This is a genomic window from Pseudoalteromonas sp. NJ631 (assembly GCF_000276645.1).
In the GTDB taxonomy this organism is placed as follows: Bacteria; Pseudomonadota; Gammaproteobacteria; order Enterobacterales; family Alteromonadaceae; genus Pseudoalteromonas; species Pseudoalteromonas piscicida.
The window spans coordinates 204,502-225,394 of the sequence record NZ_AKXJ01000007.1 but is presented as its reverse complement, the minus strand read 5'-3'; the positions used below and the strand labels follow the sequence as shown (position 1 = coordinate 225,394).

General features: G+C 44.1%; 12 protein-coding genes. 10 read left to right on the top strand and 2 right to left on the bottom strand.

All coding sequences use genetic code 11. The features are described 5' to 3' along the window. Positions 1-9: 9 nt before the first annotated feature. Positions 10-2,016, bottom strand: a complete 2,007-nt coding sequence (locus A587_RS0114205; protein ID WP_232288072.1) for a winged helix-turn-helix domain-containing protein — start codon at positions 2,014-2,016, stop codon at positions 10-12. A gap of 150 nt (positions 2,017-2,166) precedes the next feature. Between A587_RS0114205 and A587_RS0114200 the strand changes: the two genes are divergently transcribed. Then, positions 2,167-4,425: a DUF5916 domain-containing protein gene (locus tag A587_RS0114200; protein WP_017218116.1), complete on the top strand. Its 2,259-nt coding sequence runs from the start codon at positions 2,167-2,169 to the stop codon at positions 4,423-4,425. Between the two features lie 120 nt (positions 4,426-4,545). On the opposite strand, the gene fadE is transcribed toward A587_RS0114200, so the two are convergent. Next, on the bottom strand, positions 4,546-6,999 hold the full coding sequence (gene fadE / locus A587_RS0114195) for an acyl-CoA dehydrogenase FadE (protein WP_017218115.1): 2,454 nt from the start codon (positions 6,997-6,999) through the stop codon (positions 4,546-4,548). A gap of 533 nt (positions 7,000-7,532) precedes the next feature. On the opposite strand from fadE, the gene A587_RS0114190 reads away from it, so the two are divergent. The 9 genes from A587_RS0114190 (at position 7,533) to A587_RS0114150 (ending at position 20,892) form a co-directional block, all read left to right on the top strand. Then, positions 7,533-7,853: a DUF6419 family natural product biosynthesis protein gene (locus A587_RS0114190; protein WP_010369380.1), complete on the top strand. Its 321-nt coding sequence runs from the start codon at positions 7,533-7,535 to the stop codon at positions 7,851-7,853. Between the two features lie 83 nt (positions 7,854-7,936). Continuing rightward, positions 7,937-9,061: a 4-phosphoerythronate dehydrogenase gene (locus A587_RS0114185; RefSeq protein ID WP_017218114.1), complete on the top strand. Its 1,125-nt coding sequence runs from the start codon at positions 7,937-7,939 to the stop codon at positions 9,059-9,061. A 37-nt stretch (positions 9,062-9,098) separates the two neighbouring features. After that, a complete protein-coding gene (locus tag A587_RS0114180; RefSeq protein WP_010369374.1) occupies positions 9,099-10,115 on the top strand; it encodes an aspartate-semialdehyde dehydrogenase in 1,017 nt (338 codons plus the stop codon). Positions 10,116-10,404: 289 nt separating this feature from the next. Next, complete coding sequence (locus A587_RS0114175; protein ID WP_017218113.1) at positions 10,405-16,443, top strand: FimV/HubP family polar landmark protein; 6,039 nt, start codon at positions 10,405-10,407, stop codon at positions 16,441-16,443. Positions 16,444-16,585: 142 nt separating this feature from the next. After that, positions 16,586-17,380, top strand: a complete 795-nt coding sequence (gene truA / locus A587_RS0114170; RefSeq protein ID WP_017218112.1) for a tRNA pseudouridine(38-40) synthase TruA — start codon at positions 16,586-16,588, stop codon at positions 17,378-17,380. Positions 17,381-17,514: 134 nt separating this feature from the next. Beyond that, complete coding sequence (accD, locus tag A587_RS0114165) at positions 17,515-18,390, top strand: acetyl-CoA carboxylase, carboxyltransferase subunit beta (RefSeq protein WP_017218111.1); 876 nt, start codon at positions 17,515-17,517, stop codon at positions 18,388-18,390. Positions 18,391-18,416: 26 nt separating this feature from the next. Beyond that, complete coding sequence (gene folC, locus A587_RS0114160; RefSeq protein ID WP_017218110.1) at positions 18,417-19,673, top strand: bifunctional tetrahydrofolate synthase/dihydrofolate synthase; 1,257 nt, start codon at positions 18,417-18,419, stop codon at positions 19,671-19,673. A gap of 36 nt (positions 19,674-19,709) precedes the next feature. Beyond that, positions 19,710-20,336, top strand: coding sequence for an SPOR domain-containing protein (locus tag A587_RS0114155; protein ID WP_017218109.1), 627 nt, complete (start codon positions 19,710-19,712; stop codon positions 20,334-20,336). A gap of 61 nt (positions 20,337-20,397) precedes the next feature. Continuing rightward, the gene (locus tag A587_RS0114150) at positions 20,398-20,892 is read left to right on the top strand and encodes a CvpA family protein (protein ID WP_010369359.1); all 495 of its coding nucleotides are present in this window, start codon (positions 20,398-20,400) and stop codon (positions 20,890-20,892) included. Position 20,893: the final 1 nt, after the last annotated feature.

Here is a 20,893-nt window from a genome sequence, read left to right as displayed (position 1 = left end):
TGATAATCGTTAGTTGGCAGCTTCAGATAGGCGAGTCAGTTTCTTGATATCGCCTTCTACACTTTCCATTTTTGCTATGAGTAGATCCCCAAGCGCGTCGATATCGTAGTGCCAAATCAAGTGGCCGACTTTTTTAAGCGTAGGGTTTTGCTCTGGCATCAATGTGAGTTGCCAAATGTAGTCCTCTTTTGACCAAGCGGATTGCCAATAGATGTCGTTGCCGCGAATTCTTAAGTTACTAAATTGATTGGTTTGCTTTTGACTTAGCGCATATTTATTTAACGCTTCCGAGTCGCTTTCGAAGAGCGTCTCGTACTCCAGCAGTAGGTTTTGTTGTAGCACAAACCAAGTTTGCCTTTCGGGGTGATAAAAGACAAAGTCAGCTGTACTGTCATGGCTGCTGATAAGCGCCCCAGACAAGCTGTATTGGTTTAATGTCTCACCGTCATAAGCCCATAGTGTTTGCTCATCTATCCAGCCCATGCTTTTGATAGGCTGACTCAGCTGTGAATTGAACTGGGTGAGTGGGCGTTTTCGGTCGTATATCACTAAATCGTTATCACGGTTTGAGGCCAAATAACTCAGCTCTGGACTCCATACTAAAAAACCGACGTACTCATGCCCCTGATGAAAGGAAAGCTGACTGATTTTATCATCGCGATATAGATACACCTCGCATACGCCGCTGCGCCTCGACATAAATGCCGTTTCTCCCAAGCTGTTGGTCAGTGGTAAATAATCGATGCTTGAGCTTGAAAATAAGGGGAGATCGTCTCGGTCTTTGATATTAACTTGAAAACTCTCCAATGCTGCGAATATATCGCCGCGATTATCGCTTGAGAAGCTCGTGTATAAGCCAATTTCCGTTTCTTTGATGGCTTGACTGTCACCGTCTCTAAAGTGTCGTGATAGGCTGCCATATTGACTCGCAATCACGGCTTGATGATAAACATCAAACGCAACCGAAGTGACTGGAGCTGACCACTGCAGATGTACCGTGCCATCAAGCGTTTGTAGCCTTGCTAACCGCTGTTTATCTTGAATCAAATAAAAGGTTTTGTCTTGCCACGCTCGAAGGGCCATTTTTAATTGTTCATTGGCTGCCAAAGCAAGTGGCAGCTTAACCATTTGATGGGACTCAAGCCGGTAAAGGTGTGCTGCTTTGGCATTATATTGGCCGAACGTTAAGATGAGCTCTTTGTCATTTTTCCAAACGGGTTTAGTACCAACTTGGCACGGAAGAATTTGCGAGCTATGAAAAAATTGCCCTGCGGCAGTCATAACATGAAGTTGGCAGCCACTACCTTGATATTGCCAAAAAGCCAGCTTGTCTGAGCCGGGACTCCAACTTGGAAAGCTGATCCTCGAATCAAAGCGGTGTTTATTTAATTGATAGCCTTGTTTGTTGGCAATAATAAGGTGAGTAAAATCTTTTACATAGGCGATGAGATTTTTGCTTTGGTGGGCATCAACGTCAAATTCAAGGCCAAGCTCATGACTGAGGTTTGAGGTTTCGTAGCGTGATGGTGTTTTTTCAGTTGGCGTTTGATTAAAAAAGGCGATTGCGCCAAAGCATAGAACCGCCATTGCGACGGCACTGAGTGAGAAAATACGAGACTTGGCGATTACGTTGACTGGTTTTGCCGTATGACGAGGCGCTATTTCATGTCTTTCTAGTGGTGCGATAAAGCGATAGCCCCGTTTTGGGATGGTTTTGATGTAAATCGGGTTTTTAGGGTCATCCCCGAGCACTTTTCGCAGTTTAGTCAGAAGCTGATAAAGGCTATTGGGTTCGACAACCGCGTGTTGCCACAGTTGTTCGGTAAGCCAATATTTCTCTAGCACTTCGTTATGATGCTCAATAAAAAGTGCGAGTAACCTTGCCATTTGTGGCTCAAGTTTTACGGTTTTTTGGCTTTGCCTATGTGTTAGGCAATCTTGCTGGAGATCAAACTGCCAATGTCCAAAACAAATCATCTCTACTTCCTGTGCCTGCACGCCGAGTACCAATTTCAATAATCAAAACCAATTGTTCCCATAACGTTAGCGTTTCTTAAGATTAAGTCAATGTTTATAAAGGTTAAGTCAGCTTTCTTCAGAAAAAGTTAAGAACTTTTTACGGCAAAGTTTGTTGCAATAGCAGGCATAACTCTGAGGAAAGTATGTATGAATAAAAGCAATAAATTTTGGCTCGGTTTAAGTTATCCCATGATGGCAGGCGCTGTACTTGCGGAACCTATCGAGGTTGATGGTAAGTTGAATGAAGCGCAGTGGGGTTCTGCTACGCACTTTGAACAATTTGTTCAGGTTGTGCCTGTAACTTTGGCATCTGCCAATGACAAAATTACCGCAAAAGCCTTTGCCACTGCTGATGGCGTTTATATTGGTATTAAAAATTTCCAGAATAAAGCCGAGCGCAAGCGACAATTCAATATCCATGACCGCTTTATGCAAGCTGACTTCAATCGGGTAGTTGTGGACTTTTCAGGCGACGGTAGTAGTGCATATCAATTTTCGGTGACATTAGGTGGTGGCTCGCAAGATGGTGTTGTAACCCCAAGCTTAAACGTGGATTACGATTGGGATGGGGACTGGCACTATGCCAATCACATTGACGATACGTATTGGACCACGGAATTATTGATCCCTTGGCATACCGTGTCGTTTCAGCCAGGAGATGAGCAGGGGCTTACAAAAATTGGGGTTTCGGTACAGTTGTATGAGCTTAAAAGTAATTTTATCTATGCAAACCATGAGGATACAACAGCAAATAGCGACTTCTTCCTGACCATGCCAAAGATCACAGCACAGATCCCCGCGCATTCTCAATTGGCATTTGTGCCTTACTTTGCGCATCAGGCTCAATTTGCACCTGTAGGCACTTCGCCTTCAGAGCGCCAGCACCAGTCCGATGTTGGCTTTGATTTGTTCTACAAGCCTTCTCATCATCAGAAGGTGAGTCTTGCAGTGAATCCTGACTTTGGTCAGGTGGATATCGATGATGTTGACGTGAATTATTCGGCCGTAGAAACGTTGCGCACCGACAAACGTCCATTTTTCACCCAAGATATCAGCCTTTTTGAAGTTGCTGCACTTGAAAGCACTAAGCTTATTCATACTCGTCGTATAGGGGCATCAAGTGATGACGGTTCACGCGCGATCACCCCTATAGATGCGGCGCTACGATTTGTACATAAAGGAAAGTCGGTACAATTTGGTACTTTTGCCGTGTCTGAGTCGGACTTTTCGGACGATATTGGCAAGCAGTTTTTTGCAGCAAGAGCTAATTATCGCACGCAAGATTGGCAAGCGGGTGTGCTTGCGACCAAAACGGACCGACCTTTTCTTAAGCGCGATGCCATGAGTTATGCCCTTGATGGTCAGTATCGTAGTGATACTTGGTCTTTCAAAGGCGCGCTATTACAAACTGAGGTAGAAACACAAAAGCAAAGTGTTACAGGTCAAGGTGTATCGCTAGACGCGGAGTATCAACATTCGTTACAGACGAAGTTCGCTGCGCGCTACTTTGCTGTGGATGACGAATTTGATAACCGTGATCTCGGCTATATGAAACGCAATGATTGGCAGGTGAGCGAGCTTTATGGTGAATACTCGGTGCACCCAAAAGACAGCTGGTTTACCAGATTAAAGCAGTCACTCACACTGAGGCATGAGCAAAATAATGCTGGAACAGGTTTAGCGGCCAGACAAGCATATTTAGCGCAGTTTTTGTTGGCAAATGGTGGTCAGCTCAACCTCGGGCTAGATTATTACACCAGTGGTAAACAAGACAACTTAGGGCGAGGCACTGAGGTGTTTGAGATGCCAAGCCGTGTGGAGTCTCGAGTATTTTATCAAAGCCCTTATGTGGGAGACTTTTCTTGGGCAGCAAGTGTTGAGCTTGACCAAGAAGGAATATCAGGCTCAGCACAGCAATACGCCGTGGATTTGACTTGGATGCCACACTACAACTGGAACCTTAAGTTGAGTAATTTCTTTAGAAGCGGTGATGGCTGGCTGATGGCGAACGGGCAAAACCGCTTGAGTGAATACGACAGAGATGAGTTTTCCAATAAGTTTGAATTTAATGGCCGGATCACCGACAACCTTGAACTCAGTGGTTCGCTACAGTGGACGATACTTGAAGCGCAAAGTAAGACGATTTATCAAATTACCAACGGTGAGCTTCGTGAAGCTCATGCTGATACCAGCTTTGACGACAGGCGCTTAGCAAGCCAGATAAAACTGCGTTATCGCATGGGTGCATATTCAGATATTTTTTTAGTATATCAGCGAGGAGGTGCAAACTTTTCGACACTTGAAAAGTCGCAAGTAGGGCGCAGAGACTGGTTTGGGAGTGTCGCCGATTTATGGCAGCAACCAGTGCAAGACTTAGTGACGTTTAAGGTGCGATATTTATTTTAAATCACTAGAGCTGTGTTCCCCCGGCTCTAATCTGCCAAGAAAAAAGGTCAGAAAATTCTGACCTTTATATCCACGCTAATTGCTAGGGTAGTATGGATAGCACTACCTAAACAAAAATAGTTATGCTGCGTCTGCTTTACTTGATTCCTTAGTTCTTGCTTTACCGGCAAGTAACTCTTCAGGGTCAAAGTCATCAACGTTGATAACGGCAAGACGTTTTGCTTCAACGGCAGTCAATTTAGCTGCTTCGTCTTCGCTCAGTACACCTGCTTCAAGTCCCATTGCTGCCACTTTATCAAGTTGCATAAACGGTAACTTTTTACCAGTACCACGGCATACCTTTTCAAATAACGGCTCTACGGCAAGAATGTCTTTTAGCGTTTGCTCTTGCTTACCAAGCAAGCACAGAGGCTCATCTTTTAAGTAGATATGTGTTGCAAGGCGGTCACGCGTTTCGCTAGGTACTTGAAGTAACTGAGCAAGTTTGTGCTCCATTTTGTCGGTTGGTTTACGAACCGGACGACCAAATGGGAACAGGACCACTTTCAACAGGCCACGTAATGCAGCAGAAGGCATGTTGTTGATTAAGTCAGCAAGGGCACGTTGACAAAGGTACAGGTGCTCCTGACAAGACCATTGAACAAACGGTAAGTCTTCTTTACGGCGACCTTCATCGTTATAGCGCTTAAGCGTTGCAGAAACCAGATAAAGGTAGCTTAATAGGTCGCCTAAACGTGCAGAAATACGCTCTTTACGCTTAAGTGAACCACCAAATACAGCCATACAAATATCAGACATTAATGCCAATGATGCACTGTAACGAGCAGCGTTACGATAATAAACCGCAGTTTCATCGTTAAATGGTACTTTGGTGAAACGTGCACCGGTTAGCGCTAACCACTTAGTTCTTACCAAGTTCGACATAGTGAAACCGATGTGACCCATCAAGGATTTATCGAAGCTATCAAGCGCTTCTTGTTTATCTTTGATAGAACAAGCCTCAAGTTCAGCCAGTACAAAAGGATGGCAACGAATAGCGCCTTGACCGTAGATGATCATGTTACGGGTTAGGATGTTTGCACCTTCTACCGTAATTGCAATTGGTGCACCTTGGTAACCACGGCCAACATAGTTGTTTGGACCTAGACAAATCCCTTTACCACCATGAATATCCATGGCATGGATGGTTGAAGCACGCATTTGTTCGGTTAAGTGGTACTTCAAAATGGCAGAAACAACCGAAGGCTTTTCACCTAAATCTACCGCGCCAGTTGACATAGTCACCGCAGCATCGGAGCTATACGCATAGCCACCCAGTTTCGCTAGTGCCTCTTCAATCCCTTCCATCTTACCGATAGGAAGTTTGAACTGGCGACGAATGCGACTGTATGCGCCACTTGCAACTGCAAGGGATTTAATACCACCGGCAGAGTTTGAAGGTAGCGTAATAACACGACCAACCGACAAACACTCAACTAGCATGCGCCAGCCTTGTCCTGCCATTTTTGCGCCACCGATAATGAAATCGAGTGGTACAAACACGTTTTCGCCTTGGGTAGGACCATTTTGGAACGGCACATTCAGTGGGAAGTGACGGCGGCCAATTTTTACGCCAGGCGTGTTTGTAGGAATAAGCGCACAAGTAATACCTAGCTCTTCTTTATCACCTAATAGGCCGTCCGGGTCGCGCATCTTAAACGCCAGACCAAGTACAGTCGCAACAGGTGCTAAAGTAATATAACGTTTGTTCCACGTTAGGCTAATACCTAATACTTCTTCACCTTCCCATTCGCCTTTACATACCACACCAAAGTCAGGGATCGATGAAGCATCAGAGCCCGCTTCCGGTGACGTTAATGCAAAACAAGGGATTTCATCACCCACAGCAAGGCGAGGTAAGTAGTGCTCTTTTTGCTCGTCAGTACCGTAGTGCTGAAGTAGTTCACCTGGGCCTAACGAGTTAGGTACGCCCACGATAGACGAAAGTAAAGTTGATTTACTGGTAAGCTTTTGTAGTACACAAGATTGCGCGTAAGCTGAAAACTCAAGACCACCGTATTGCTTTTTGATGATCATCGCAAAGAACTTGTTGTCTTTTAAGTATTGCCACACGTCTTGCGGTAAGTCAGTCAGCTCGTGTGTTGCTTCCCAATCGTTAAGCATGGCACACACTTCTTCCACCGGACCATCCAAAAACGCTTGTTCTTCAACGCTCAAACGAGGCTTTGGAAACTGATGAAGTTTATCCCAGTTTGGGTTACCACAAAATAGATCGGCTTCCCACCAAGTAGTACCTGCATCAATCGCTGACTTCTCGGTTTCTGACATTGTCGGCGTAACTTTTTTGAACGCTTTAAATGCCGGAGCCACGATGTACTGCTGACGCAGGTTCGTTACTGAAAGCGGAATAACAATCGCTAAGAAAACTAACCAAGATATAATGCCAAATGCACCAGCAAAGGTGCCAACTAGCATTGTAACTGCTGCAATACCTAGAGCGGTATTCCAGCTTGCGCGATGATAGCTTGCTGCGCTGAGCAAGGCTAACAACGCGAGAACAAATATAAGTGTCATGTTGTTCTTCCTTATAAGAGGTCTGACCACCCAGTTAGACTAGCTGGTTAACGCTGATATTTCAAGCGTCTTCATATCCTGTATGCGAATTAGTTGATGCCTTGTTGTGACATATTATTTACGTTTTGTACTTAATCTGAGTGTTAAATGAGTCATGCTTCTCATGTCAGTAATTTAAAAGTTATTGATTACACCCCCAGCTATAACCTGAGAGAATTTTCAACGCTATTAATTACTGATCGATATTTAAGTGTAATGAACGTAGTGCAATATGACGAAAATGCACATGAAATTTCTTTCAGAGAAGTTCGTTATCTGTGCATTATAATTGCCAAAACTTCATGTCTGATTTGCATTGAAATACACGTTAATGTTTCTACAATTGGGTTAAGCATAGCCACGAAATGGTGCTTTTAAGAATTGCTAAGGAGTAGCAAATGCAGTCCATTTTTTTGGTCGCTATGTGAGTTAGGATTCACCGCCACGCCCTAGTGTAGCGGTTGATATAGCTGTCCACGTTAAGGAGAAACAAGATGCAGCAGAGTATTTTTTATCTAGTCACTATTTTGGCCTTCACGGCTATGTTGTCGGCCTTTCACCTCTTTCCTGAGGCGGTAATTTTTAATGTTTTTAGCAGCTTGTTTGCCGCATTACTTGGCTACCGTGCTTATACCCGTTGGGCTTTATTATTGTGTTGTATTAATGTGTTGGCCATGACGTTTTGTCCTTTACTTGATTCAGGAGGTTGGTTAAGTCTTAAGGGAGCGGTCGTTTTTGTATGCTGTGTGATGTTTTTCGCAATAGCCTTTGGTTGCAATAAAACGGTGACACAAAATAAAAGGTTTTATTATTAGTCGCCTACCTTGCCATGTTAAACTCGACTCAGGCGATGTGTTATCGCCTGAGTACTCGAGACAATAGGTGACAGGAAACCCGCATGCGAATATTAGCCGATCAAAATATGCCCTTAGTTGAGTCATTCTTCTGTGAAATTGGTGAGGTAACTCGGTTTGATGGCCGTAACCTTCAACCTGATGAGCTAAAAAATGTCGATATTCTGTTGACTCGTTCAGTCACTAAGGTCAACAAGGCCCTGTTAGCAAAAGCCGATAAACTGAAATTTGTGGGGACTGCGACAATAGGGATTGATCATATTGATACCTCGTTGCTGGACAGCGCCAATATCTCGTTTAGCAGCGCACCGGGTTGTAATGCGATAGCTGTTGCCGAGTACGTGATAAGCGCTTTACTTGCGTACGCACAAGAAACCTCCACGCCACTTCAAGATAAAACGATTGCCATCATTGGTGTTGGTAATATTGGCGCGTGTTTGGCATCAAAGCTTAAAGGGCTTGGTCTTACGATACTATTGTGTGACCCAGTAAGGCAGCAAGCGGGGACACTGGATTCACATGTAGCCATAGATGAAGCCTTAGCGCGCGCGGATATCGTGACATTTCACGTTCCATTAGTTAAGCAGGGCCCGCATAAAACGGTTCACCTACTTGATGCACCGCGGATAGCGGCATTAAAGCCGGGTACGGTGATAATCAATGCAAGCCGTGGAGATGTTATCGATAATCAAGCGCTTTTGCACGCGGTAGAGAAGGGGCAAACGCTTGAGCTGATCTTAGACGTTTGGGAAAATGAGCCGGATATTTTGCAGCCATTATTGCAATATACTCGTTTTGCCTCTGTACATATTGCCGGCCATACGCTAGAAGGCAAGGCACGAGGCACGCAAATGTTATACGAAGCCGTATGCCGAGAGTTCGATTTACCAGCCAACAAAACGATTAGTGATTTTCTTCCTAAGCCAAGTGTCACTGGCTGCCAATTGCAAAGCACAGCCAACGAGCAGGATATTGTCAACTTAGCGCATCTTGTTTACGACATTCGTCGCGATGATGGCATCATGAGAAAACAGCTAAACACATTGGGCTTTGATACCTTGCGTAAGGCATATCCCGTGCGTCGAGAATTTAGTACAATTGCAGTCAATAATGACTCACCAATCAGTGAAAAGCTTTACCAACTTGGCTTTTCTGAGCACAAGAGCTAAGTGCAATGGTTGGTATATTACAGAATGAGGAAAAATAATGTCGCAAAAATATAATGTTGCGGTACTTGGTGCAACAGGTCTTGTTGGCAAGCAAATTATCGAATTACTAGCGGAACGAAAATTTCCTGTAGACACATTGTACCCACTCGCGAGTAGCCGAAGCGCGGGTGAAGAAATTGACTTTATGGGTGAAAAAATCGAAGTTCTGGATGTTGAAGAATTCGATTTTTCTAATGCCCATATCGGTTTGTTTTCAGCGGGTGGTGCCGTGTCAGAGAAATATGCACCAATCGCCGCTGAAGCTGGCTGCATTGTGATAGATAACACCTCACATTTCAGATACGACTTTGATATTCCATTAGTCGTTCCTGAGGTGAATAAAGACAGTCTTGCAGATTTTAGAAATCGTAACATCATTGCTAATCCAAACTGCTCTACAATCCAAATGCTAGTGGCACTTAAACCAATTTATGATGCCTATGGCATTGACAGAATTAATGTCTCAACTTACCAAGCGGTATCTGGCGCAGGTAAAGAAGCGGTAGATGAGTTGGCTAAGCAAACTGCAAACTTAATGAATGCAAGACCGATGGAAAACGAAGTATTTAGCAAACAAATCGCTTTTAATGTCATTCCTCAAATTGATGCGTTCCAAGAAAATGGTTACACCAAAGAAGAAATGAAGATGGTGTGGGAAACGCAAAAAATCTTGGGCGATTCGAGTGTTTTGGTTAACCCGACTGCGGTTCGCGTTCCTGTGTTTTTCGGTCATGCTGAAGCCATTCATCTTGAAACGCGCATGCCTTATGATCTTGAACATGTTAAGCAGTTACTTGCTGATGCGCCGGGTGTTGAGCTAATTGAAGACGAAAATGATTACCCAACACCGGTAAGTGATGCAAGTGGTAACGATACCGTCTATGTAGGTCGTGTAAGGCAAGATATTTCACATCCACTAGGCTTAAACTTATGGGTGGTATCAGACAACACTAGAAAAGGTGCCGCAACAAATAGCATCCAAATTGCAGAAGCCCTGATAGAAAGCTATCTATAAGTACCCATTGATATCGCAAAGTAAGCAGAGTTTTGCTTACCTTTCTGCGCTATAACGGCAAACTTCTGCCAAGAAGTTTGCCGTTAAGTCAAATACTTGACTATTCTTCACCTATATCAGCTATTCCAAAATCAATAAAAAGCATTATAACCATGTTAACTTTCAATACGTTGCAATGGATATTCCAACATATCTGGTTTATAGTTTGCATTTGGAATAGAGCTTGCTTCAAAGCCATAATAATAAAACGTCGTTTAACGGGTGTTAAACATTTGAGTAAAGGATCGGCATGCGCGGTTTAGCCTTATTTAGTATCTTTGTATTCGCACTGATTGCCACACCAGTATATACCCAAGAGGGGGTAGTGCTAAAAGGCCCTAAAGGGGTTGATTATGGGGCTCAAGGTCGGTCAATAGGGCCTATCAGACCCACGGATACATTGTGGCGTATAGCACAAAAAGTGCGACCAGATGACTCGGTCACCATTTATCAGGTGATGAAGGCGCTTTACGATAAAAATCCTAATTCATTTCTAGATAAAAACCTCAACCATATGCAGGATGGGGCGTATTTACGTATTCCTACCATCAATGAAATTCGCAGTGTTAACCCTGAGTTGGCAAAGCAAAAGTCGGATCAAGATGACAAACTTTGGGAAATGAAGCGTAAGGGATTATTGAATCCAAATGCAATAAACGAAGCCGAAAAAAAGGTTACACAAGCTCGTAAAGTCGATGTAGAAGAAGCAAAAGAAGACCTGACTAATCAACTGCGCTCTTTAAAAATGGAACAGGACATGCGCCTGATGGACTTACAAAAAGAGTTCAAATCCTCGGTGCGTAATGTTGAAGAAATCCTATCCGAAAACAATAAATTAAAACAGCAGCTCGGCGCTATTTCTACTGAACTTCAAACGGTTCGTACCCAACTTGGTAAAGACAGCGAAATCCAGCAACAGCTCAAGGCTGTTATTGACTTGCAAAATGAAATGATTGATCAGCAGGCAGCTCAGGCAAAAGCGCAAGAAAGTAGCGAGTTAAGCACATTCTTTAGCTCACCAGCTGGCATTGCGTTACTTGCCACATTACCGGCACTACTGGCAATTGCTGGATTCGTTATGTTTCTACGCCGAAGAAATCAATCTCAAGCGTCGACAGATGACGACGATTTTCTTCCGCAAACACCATCTGTGGCTGCAGGCGCTGCGGCGGCGGGAGCTGCAACCGCTGCGACTGCATTTGACCCTGAGCCAGACCCACTTGATATCGGAATGGGCGACGATGAAGACGCTCTGGGCGCAAGCGTACAGTTAGATGACGATATCTTACCTGAAGACGATGAAATTACCTTTGACTCACTTGATGACGACTTCGATGAAGGAAGTGATACGTTAGACCAAGATGAATTAGATAGCTTACTAAATGAAGATATTTCGTTTGATGATGATCATGACGAAGACTTTATGCAACAGAGCTTTGACGAGACTGGTGATGAAGTTTCGCTTGATGTTGATGATGGCCAAGATATTTTAAGTGACAGCGATCTTGATGATTTGTTCAATGAGTCTCAAGATGAAGAAATTGATGTTAGTGATGATGCCCTTGCAGCCCTGAGCGAGGAACTCGCTGATGAGCAAGCTGGTGCTGTTGCAAACGATGATGATATCGATTCAATTCTTGACGGTGCGCTAGATGAAGAGCCCGAATTTAGCGGCAATTTTGATAGTGAGAGCTTAGTCGATGCCGATGATATCGATGCGCTACTTGATGCCTCTCAAGATGCTGACGATGATGCATTGCCTGATTTTGAGGAACCAAGTACTGAGCTTGCGGGTGATGATATTGATGCCCTGTTAAATGAAGTGCAAGACGATACGTTAGCTGAAATTAACGAAGAGTCAGATATGCTCGACGGTGATGATATCGATGCTTTATTGGATGAAGCGCAGGAAGATACGTTGCCGGAATTAGAAGAAGAATCCGGTGATCTTGCTGGTGATGATATTGATGCTTTATTAGATGAAGCGCAGGAAGATACGTTGCCGGAATTAGAAGACGAGTCCGGTGATCTTGCAGGTGATGATATCGATGCTTTATTGGATGAAGCGCAGGAAGATACGTTGCCGGAATTAGAGGAAGAATCCGGTGATCTTGCTGGTGATGATATTGATGCTTTATTGGATGAAGCGCAGGAAGATACGTTGCCAGAATTAGAAGAAGAATCCGGTGATCTTGCTGGTGATGATATTGATGCTTTATTAGATGAAGCGCAGGAAGATACGTTACCGGAATTAGAAGAAGAGCCTAGTGATCTTGCTGATGACGATATTGATGCTTTATTGGATGAAGCACAGGACGATACGTTGCCGGAATTAGAAGAAGAGTCCGATGATCTAGCTGGTGATGATATCGATGCTTTATTAAGTGAAGCGCAGGAAGATACGTTGCCGGAATTAGAAGACGAGTCCGATGATCTAGCTGGTGATGATATCGATGCTTTATTGGATGAAGCGCAAGAAGATACGTTGCCGGAACCGGAAGAAGAGTCCGATGATCTAGCTGGCGATGATATTGATGCTTTATTAAGTGAAGCGCAGGAAGATAAGTTGCCGGATCTTGAAGAGGAAGGTAGTGAGTCTGCAGAGGACGAGCTCGATGCATTAGTAGACGAAGTACCAGAAGACGCATTACCAGAATTTGAAGAAGAAGTTGGTGAGCCTGCAGATGACAATCTAGATGAGTTACTAGACGAATCTGCAGAAGATACGTTGCCGGAGCTGGAAGAAGAATCTGATGAACTGGGAAATGACGAACTAGATGCATTAGTTGACGAAACACCAGAAGATGTTTTGCCAGAGCTGGAAGAAGAATCTGATGAACTGGAAAATGACGAACTCGATACATTAGTTGACGAAACACCAGAAGATGTTTTGCCAGAGCTGGAAGAAGAATCTGATGAACTGGCCGATGACGATCTTGATGCATTAGTTGACGAAACACCCGAAGATGTTTTGTCAGAGCTGGAAGAAGAATCTGATGAACTTGCAAATGACGAACTAGATGCATTAGTTGACGAAACACCAGAAGATGTTTTGCCAGAGCTGGAAGAAGAATCTGATGAACTGGAAAATGACGAACTTGATGCATTACTAGACGAAGCGCCAGAAGGTGATTTGCCAGAGCTGGAAGAAGAATCTGATGAACTGGCCAATGACGAAATAGATGCATTAGTTGACGAAACACCAGAAGGTGATTTGCCGGAGCTGGAAGAAGAATCTGACGAGCCTGAACTGGGGTCTGAACAGCATTTAGCAGAGTCTGAGCAAACGGAGTCAGGACACTTGTCTGGTATGTTGGATGAAGAGGATGCTATTCCTGAATCATCTGAAGAACCGGTGGAAGATACATTACAGTCCGATCTAGCCAATGAAGCAGATTTTAGTGATGAGAATGTTCAAGCTGACGACGACAGTGAATTTGAAGATCCTGATTTAAAAAGTGTTGATGAGCTATTACAGGAGCTTCAAGCCGAAGAACAGTTTGAGTTGGATGCTGAACTTGAAGACGACTTTTCGGATGAAGAAGTTGAAATTGAGCTGGGAGATGATCCACTTAATGACGAAGTGGATTTACTGGCAGAAGAAGAGTTTCTTGACGAAGAAGATCTGCAACCAAGCGCAGAGCTAGATAGTTACCCTGAGCTGGAACTTGGCGAAGAGCTTGAAACTACTGACTCGCAAAGCGAAACTGAAAAAGCACTATCAGAAGCATTATCCAATGACGCTCAATTTGATATAGAGGATGGGCTTGATGACGATCTTCTCGACGATGAAATCTCAGGCTTTGATGAAGATAATTTACCTGAATTTAGTGCGGATTTCGACGAAGATACCTTACTTGAAGACGAACCAGAAGCACCAGTCGAAGAAGCAGAAAGTGATGCGCTTGAGTCTGAACCTGAGCTTGAAATCGAAGACGAGCTGCCAGAGTTAACTGCAGACTTTGATGAAGAGACTTTGCTTGCTGATGAGCCTGAAGCGCTAGTCGAAGAAGCAGAAAGTGATACGTTTGAGTCTGAGCTTGAAATCGAAGACGAGCTGCCAGAGTTAACTGCAGATTTCGATGAAGAGACTTTGCTTGCTGATGAGCCTGAAGCGCTAGTCGAAGAAGCAGAAGCAGATACGTTTGAGTCTGAACCTGCACTTGAAATCGAAGACGAGCTGCCAGAGTTAGCTGCAGATTTCGATGAAGAAACCTTGCTTGAAGACGAACCTGATGCGCCAGCCGAAGAAGCTGAGAGTGAAACGCTAGAGTCCGAGCCAGATCTGGAAATCGAAGACGAGCTGCCAGAGTTAACTGCAGATTTTGATGAAGAGGCTTTGCTTGAAGATGAGCCTGAAGCGCTAGTCGAAGAAGCAGAAAGCGATACGTTTGAGTCTGAACCTGCACTTGAAATCGAAGACGAGCTGCCAGAGTTAGCTGCAGATTTTGATGAAGAGGCTTTGCTTGAAGATGAGCCTGAAGCGCTAGTCGAAGAAGCAGAAAGCGATACGTTTGAGTCTGAACCTGCACTTGAAATCGAAGACGAGCTGCCAGAGTTAACTGCAGATTTTGATGAAGAGGCTTTGCTTGAAGACGAGCCTGAAGCGCAGGTCGAAGAAGCAGAAAGTGACACGTTTGAGTCTGAACCTGGGCTTGAAATCGAAGACGAGCTATCAGAGTTAACTGCGGATTTCGACGAAGAGACTTTGCTTGCTGATGAGCCTGAAGCGCCGCTCGACGAAGCTAAAAGCGATGCGCTTGAGTCTGAACCTGAACTGGAAGTTGAAGACGAGCTACCAGAGTTAACTGCGGATTTCGACGAAGAGACTTTGCTTGAAGACGAGCCTGAAGCGCCGGTCAAAGCAGCAGAAAGTGATACGTTTGAGTCTGAACCTGAACCTGAACTGGAAGTTGAAGACAAGCTACCAGAGTTAACAGCAGACTTTGATGAAGAGACTTTGCTTGCTGATGAGCCTGAAGCGCCGCTCGACGAAGCTAAAGGCGATGCGCTTGAGTCTGAACCTGAACTGGAAGTTGAAGACAAGCTACCAGAGTTAACAGCAGACTTTGATGAAGAGACTTTGCTTGCTGATGAGCCTGAAGCACCAGTCGAAGAAGCTGAGAGTGACACGCTAGAGTCCGAGCCAGATCTGGAAATCGAAGACGAGCTGCCAGAGTTAACTGCAGATTTTGATGAAGAGGCTTTGCTTGAAGACGAGCCTGAAGCGCCGGTCAAAGCAGCAGAAAGTGATACGTTTGAGTCTGAACCTGAACCTGAACTGGAAGTTGAAGACAAGCTACCAGAGTTAACAGCAGACTTTGATGAAGAGACTTTGCTTGCTGATGAGCCTGAAGCACCAGTCGAAGAAGCTGAAAGTGATACGCTTGAGTCTGAACCTGCACTGGAAGTTGAAGACGAGCTACCAGAGTTAACAGCAGACTTTGATGAAGAGACTTTGCTTGCTGATGAGCCTGAAGCACCAGTCGAAGAAGCTGAGAGTGACACGCTAGAGTCCGAGCCAGATCTGGAAATCGAAGACGAGCTGCCAGAGTTAACTGCAGATTTTGATGAAGAGGCTTTGCTTGAAGACGAGCCTGAAGCGCAGGTTGAAGAAGCAGAAAGTGACACGTTTGAGTCTGAACCTGGGCTTGAAATCGAAGACGAGCTGCCTGAATTAAATGCAGATTTTGGCGAAGAGACTCTGTCTGAATTCAACGATGAAGATGACTTGGAAACTCTACTTTCTGAGCCACAAACAGAATCTGAATTACCAGAGGTCAATGAAGCCGAAATTGAAAAAGAATTTATGGCTGACTTCACCCAAGCAGACTTCGATGCTCTACTCAGCGAACTGGATGATCCCAGTGACTTTGACGCCGGAAATGCAGAAGATTTCGAAGTAGATTTCGATAGCTTGTTACAAGACGAATTGGTCGCAGGGGAAGCCCAAGCGCTACCAACGGATGCCGAAGGTACAGAAGATTACTTAGAAATTGAAGACTTACTTGAACAAAGCGACGACCTTGATGGCGATGTTGAACCTTACGTTGGTGCAAATATGGACGTTGGGCTTGGCGATTTTGAAGAGCTATTAGCGGGTGAAAATACCACGGATGTTGATTTAGAGGATGAAGGGTTTGCCGCTAAATTAGATTTAGCGAAAGCTTACATCGAAATTCAAGATTATGATTCGGCGATATCAACGCTCAACGATGTTATTGAGAACGGCCCGGATTCAGTGCAAGCTGAGGCAAAGTCGCTTAAATCCAGTCTTACAGAGTCTTAATACTCACATCAACGATACCGACCAAACAAAGTAATTGCCTTGTTTGGTCGGTATCATCATCTACTTCTTAGCTTAAGCGCTTTAATTCACATCGCCAATCGCATAAAATGTCGTTTTTGTTATGGGTTGCGATAGAAAAAGTATGCGAGTAGCGTTAGGCATTGAATATAATGGTGCAAATTATAGTGGTTGGCAGAGGCAAAATCATGTCAGCAGTGTCCAAGAAGAAATAGAAAAAGCGCTATCGAATATCTGTAATCATCCCGTTGAGATAACTTGCGCGGGGCGCACTGATGCGGGCGTTCATGCAACGGGTCAACTCGTGCATTTTGACACGGATTCTGCTCGCGATATGAGTGCCTTTACATTAGGAATGAACTCTCAGCTTCCTGACGACATTGCGGTACGATTTGCTAAAGAAGTCGACCCTGAGTTCCATGCTCGTTTTTCTGCGACAGCTCGTCGATACCGCTACGTTATTTATAATCACACCTACAGGCCGGGTATTTTACGCAGTGGCGTAACGCATTTTCACCACGAGCTTGATGTTGAAAGAATGAAAGCAGCATGCCCTGTGATGATAGGGGAGCAAGATTTCACTTCTTTCAGGGCGGTACATTGCCAGTCTAATACGCCGTTTCGTAATATCCATCACTTAGAGGTGAAACGCATTGGCAAATATATCGTCATTGATATTAAAGCGAACGCATTTTTACATCATATGGTGCGCAATATTACAGGTTGTTTACTTGATATTGGTGTCGGTAAGCAAGAGCCTGAGTGGATGGCGGAGCTGCTTGTTGCCAAAGACCGCACCTTAGCAAGTGCTACGGCAAAACCTAACGGATTGTATTTAGTTGATGTGGACTACCCTGAACAATGGCAAATAGAAAAGATGCCGCTTGGGCCATTATTTTTGCCTGAGGAATTAGTGTAACGGTCATATTTATGTAGTACCTTATACTCTTAAGACCAGTTTTTTATATCACCTATAGCTAAATCATGATTTAATTGGGAAAAGATGTCTGTCTTTGCTGACGGAACAGAATAAAGCACGATAGAGAGTTGCAAATGAGTTGGTTAGAAAAGATCTTACCTAAAACCACTAAATCTTCTGGTAAAAAAGAGATCCCAGAAGGGGTTTGGGCAAAGTGTACAGATTGTGATTCAATCCTATACAAAGCGGAATTAGAAAAGTCGTTAAACGTATGTCCGAAGTGTGATCATCACATGCGTATTACGGCACGTAAACGTCTTGAAAGTTTCTTAGATGATGCAGATCGTCAAGAGCTTGGCACAGAGCATGAGCCACAAGACGTATTAAAGTTTAAAGACTCTAAAAAATACTCGGATCGTATTGTTCAAGCACAAAAGGCAAGCGGTGAGAAAGACGCTTTAGTTGCAATGAAAGGTCGTGTAAAGGGTATTCCTGTTGCTGCTGTTGCTTTTGAGTTCTCCTTTATGGGTGGCTCAATGGCGTCAGTTGTTGGTGCGAGATTTGTTGATGCAGTTAACGTTTGTTTAGAACATAACATGCCATTAATCTGTTTCTCTGCATCTGGAGGTGCACGTATGCAAGAAGCACTTATGTCATTGATGCAAATGGCAAAAACAAGTGCTGCATTGGCAAAAATGAGTGACAAAGGCTTGCCATTTATCTCAGTATTGACCGACCCAACAATGGGTGGTGTTTCAGCATCATTAGCGATGCTAGGTGATATCAACGTTGCAGAGCCAAAAGCACTTATCGGTTTTGCGGGTCCACGTGTTATCGAACAAACTGTACGTGAAACCTTACCAGATGGTTTCCAGCGCAGTGAGTTCTTATTAGAGCACGGTGCGATTGACATGATCGTCGACCGTCGTGAAATGCGTGATACGTTAGCGCGTATTTTGGCGAAGTTTATGGACTTGCCTTCCACTGAACAAGAGCATAGAGTAGCGTAAATTTTTCAAATTGAGCTACTCAACTTATGACGGTTAACCAGCCTAGCCAATCATCAAGCCTTGATGATTGGCTTTGTTATTTAGAAGCAATTCATCCAGCCACCATTGAAATGGGACTTGAGCGTGTAGCACAAGTTGCCGAGCAAGCCGGATTACTTGAGCCTTTCAGTAAAATTATTCTAATTGGTGGAACCAATGGTAAAGGCACAACAGCCAGGTGCTTAGAGTCGTTGTTGCTCGCACAAGGGTTTTCTGTTGGCACCTACGCTTCACCACATTTAGTACGCTACAACGAGCGTGTCCGAGTGAATGGGGCAGAGCTTGAAGATCAGTATCATATCGATGCATTTAAATTCCTCGATGACACCCGCAAAGACACTCAGCTGACCTATTTTGAGTTTGGTACGCTTGGCGCGTTAAGTATTTTCAAGCGCTGTAAGGTTGATTATATTTTGCTTGAGGTGGGTTTAGGCGGGCGGTTTGATGCGACAAATATAGTCTCGCCATTTGCCTCTGTTATCACGACTGTCGATTTAGATCATAAAGAGTATCTGGGTGATACCCGAGAGCTGGTAGGCTATGACAAAGCTGGCATTTTCCGCAGTGGTAAGCCTGCAATCGTTGGTGATTTAAATATTCCACATACGGTTATAGACTATGGCGATGAAATTGCCGCAGATATGGTGTTATCAAAGCGCGATTTTTATTTTACCCCGCTAGGTTCTCAGTTTAGATGGCAATATCTTGATTTTGATTGGCACTTCGACAAACCAGCTATTCCAGCACAAAATGCTGCGACAGCGTTAACGGTATTAGCTAAACTAGAGTTGCTACCTAGCTATGATGTAGTGAAGACTTGTTTGGCAAATTTGCAAGTAGAAGGCCGCTTTCAGCAACTCAATACCACGCCGCTGGTGTATACCGATGTTGCTCATAATCCAGAATCTGCAAGATATTTAGCAACTAAGTTACAAGAACTCAAGCAAAAAGGGTTTAAAATTCATGCCTTAGTCGCTATGCTTGCGGATAAAGACAAAGCCAGTGTGCTGAAAGAAGTCAGCCGATATGTAGATAGCTGGAGTTTAGCTTCACTTTCAGGGCCTCGTGGAGAGCGTGCGGAAAACCTTAAGCCATTGCTTGACTCTAGTTGCAATGTCACCTTATTCGATAGCGTTACAGCAGCACTTGATACTCAGCTCGATACATTTGCGAGCGAGCAGGTACTAGTGATATTTGGTTCGTTCTTTACCGTTGCTGAGGCAATGGAGTACTGGCGAAAATAGTTATAGATGATTTAATGTAAAGTAGAGAGTAAAGTTGTGAACTCAGTATTTATAAATCGCCTTGTTGGAACAAGTATCGTCGTCGTAGCTGCGGTGATCTTTATTCCTAATATCCTTGATGGTGAAAAGGTCCACTACAAGGAAGGATTTCAAGCGATCCCTGAAAGACCTGAGTTCAAAACCATTGATCTGCAAGAAAAAGTAGATGCGCAAGCCAAGCTTGCGCCTGAGTTGCCCTCAGAGCCGCTGGAAGATATTGACGCCGATGATGCTAAGCTGGAAGGCACAGAAGAGGCAACGCTAGCCAATACGCAGCAATTAGATACGTCACCTACACAAGTTGAGGCGAAACCCGTCGTAACGACCGACAAAGTTGAGGTGGCAAAATTAACGCGTCCTGAGACTGCTAACTTTTCAAAAATGGCTTACGTTATTCAGCTTGGTAGCTTTTCACATAAGTCGAACGTCGATGCGCTGACGAAGAAGCTTGCAGATAATGGCTTTAAAACCTTTACTAAACCCGTTAAAACGCCCAATGGTACACTGACAAAAGTGTTTGTCGGACCAGATTTAAATAAAGCTGAACTTGAAGCTAAGTTACCAGAATTAAAGAAATTAACTAAGTTAAATGGTCGTTTGACGCAATTTGAAGTGACAAAATGATCTGGCATTTAGATGCCAAACCTTTTAGAATGCGCCCCACATTAACGACTTATTGGTTACTATGATCTGGGTTGATTACGCCATTCTTGGTATTGTTGGTTTATCGACTATCTTTGGCTTGCTTCGAGGCTTTGTCAAAGAAGCGATGTCACTTGTCGTATGGATCGGCGCTTTTTTCATCTCTAGTATTTTTTACCAATATCTCGCAACCTTCCTAACATTCATTTCAGAACCCCTTTTAAGAAATGCAGCCGCAATAGCCATACTCTTTTTTGCGACCTTGATGTTAGGTGGGCTTGTTAATTATGTCTTGAGTGAACTGGTTCAAAGAACTGGGCTCTCAGGCACCGATAGGATCTTTGGGATTGTATTCGGTGGACTTCGAGGTGTGTTGGTCGTTAGCGCCTTACTCTTTTTCCTTGATGCGTTTACCAGTGCACCAGACACGCAGTGGTGGAAAACATCAAACTTAATTCCTGAATTTGGCTTTGTGATAGAGTGGTTTTTCTCCTATCTTGAACATAACTCGAGCTTTTTAGATTCAGTAAACCGTTAAT

What these genes read in the sequence shown, in the direction of transcription:
- A587_RS0114200 (WP_017218116.1), top strand. Translation starts at nt 2,167, where the DNA reads ATGAATAAAAGCAATAAATTTTGGCTCGGTTTAAGTTATCCCATGATG.
- fadE (WP_017218115.1), bottom strand. Translation starts at nt 6,999, where the DNA reads ATGACACTTATATTTGTTCTCGCGTTGTTAGCCTTGCTCAGCGCAGCA.
- A587_RS0114190 (WP_010369380.1), top strand. Translation starts at nt 7,533, where the DNA reads ATGCAGCAGAGTATTTTTTATCTAGTCACTATTTTGGCCTTCACGGCT.
- A587_RS0114185 (WP_017218114.1), top strand. Translation starts at nt 7,937, where the DNA reads ATGCGAATATTAGCCGATCAAAATATGCCCTTAGTTGAGTCATTCTTC.
- A587_RS0114180 (WP_010369374.1), top strand. Translation starts at nt 9,099, where the DNA reads ATGTCGCAAAAATATAATGTTGCGGTACTTGGTGCAACAGGTCTTGTT.
- A587_RS0114175 (WP_017218113.1), top strand. Translation starts at nt 10,405, where the DNA reads ATGCGCGGTTTAGCCTTATTTAGTATCTTTGTATTCGCACTGATTGCC.
- truA (WP_017218112.1), top strand. Translation starts at nt 16,586, where the DNA reads ATGCGAGTAGCGTTAGGCATTGAATATAATGGTGCAAATTATAGTGGT.
- accD (WP_017218111.1), top strand. Translation starts at nt 17,515, where the DNA reads ATGAGTTGGTTAGAAAAGATCTTACCTAAAACCACTAAATCTTCTGGT.
- folC (WP_017218110.1), top strand. Translation starts at nt 18,417, where the DNA reads ATGACGGTTAACCAGCCTAGCCAATCATCAAGCCTTGATGATTGGCTT.
- A587_RS0114150 (WP_010369359.1), top strand. Translation starts at nt 20,398, where the DNA reads ATGATCTGGGTTGATTACGCCATTCTTGGTATTGTTGGTTTATCGACT.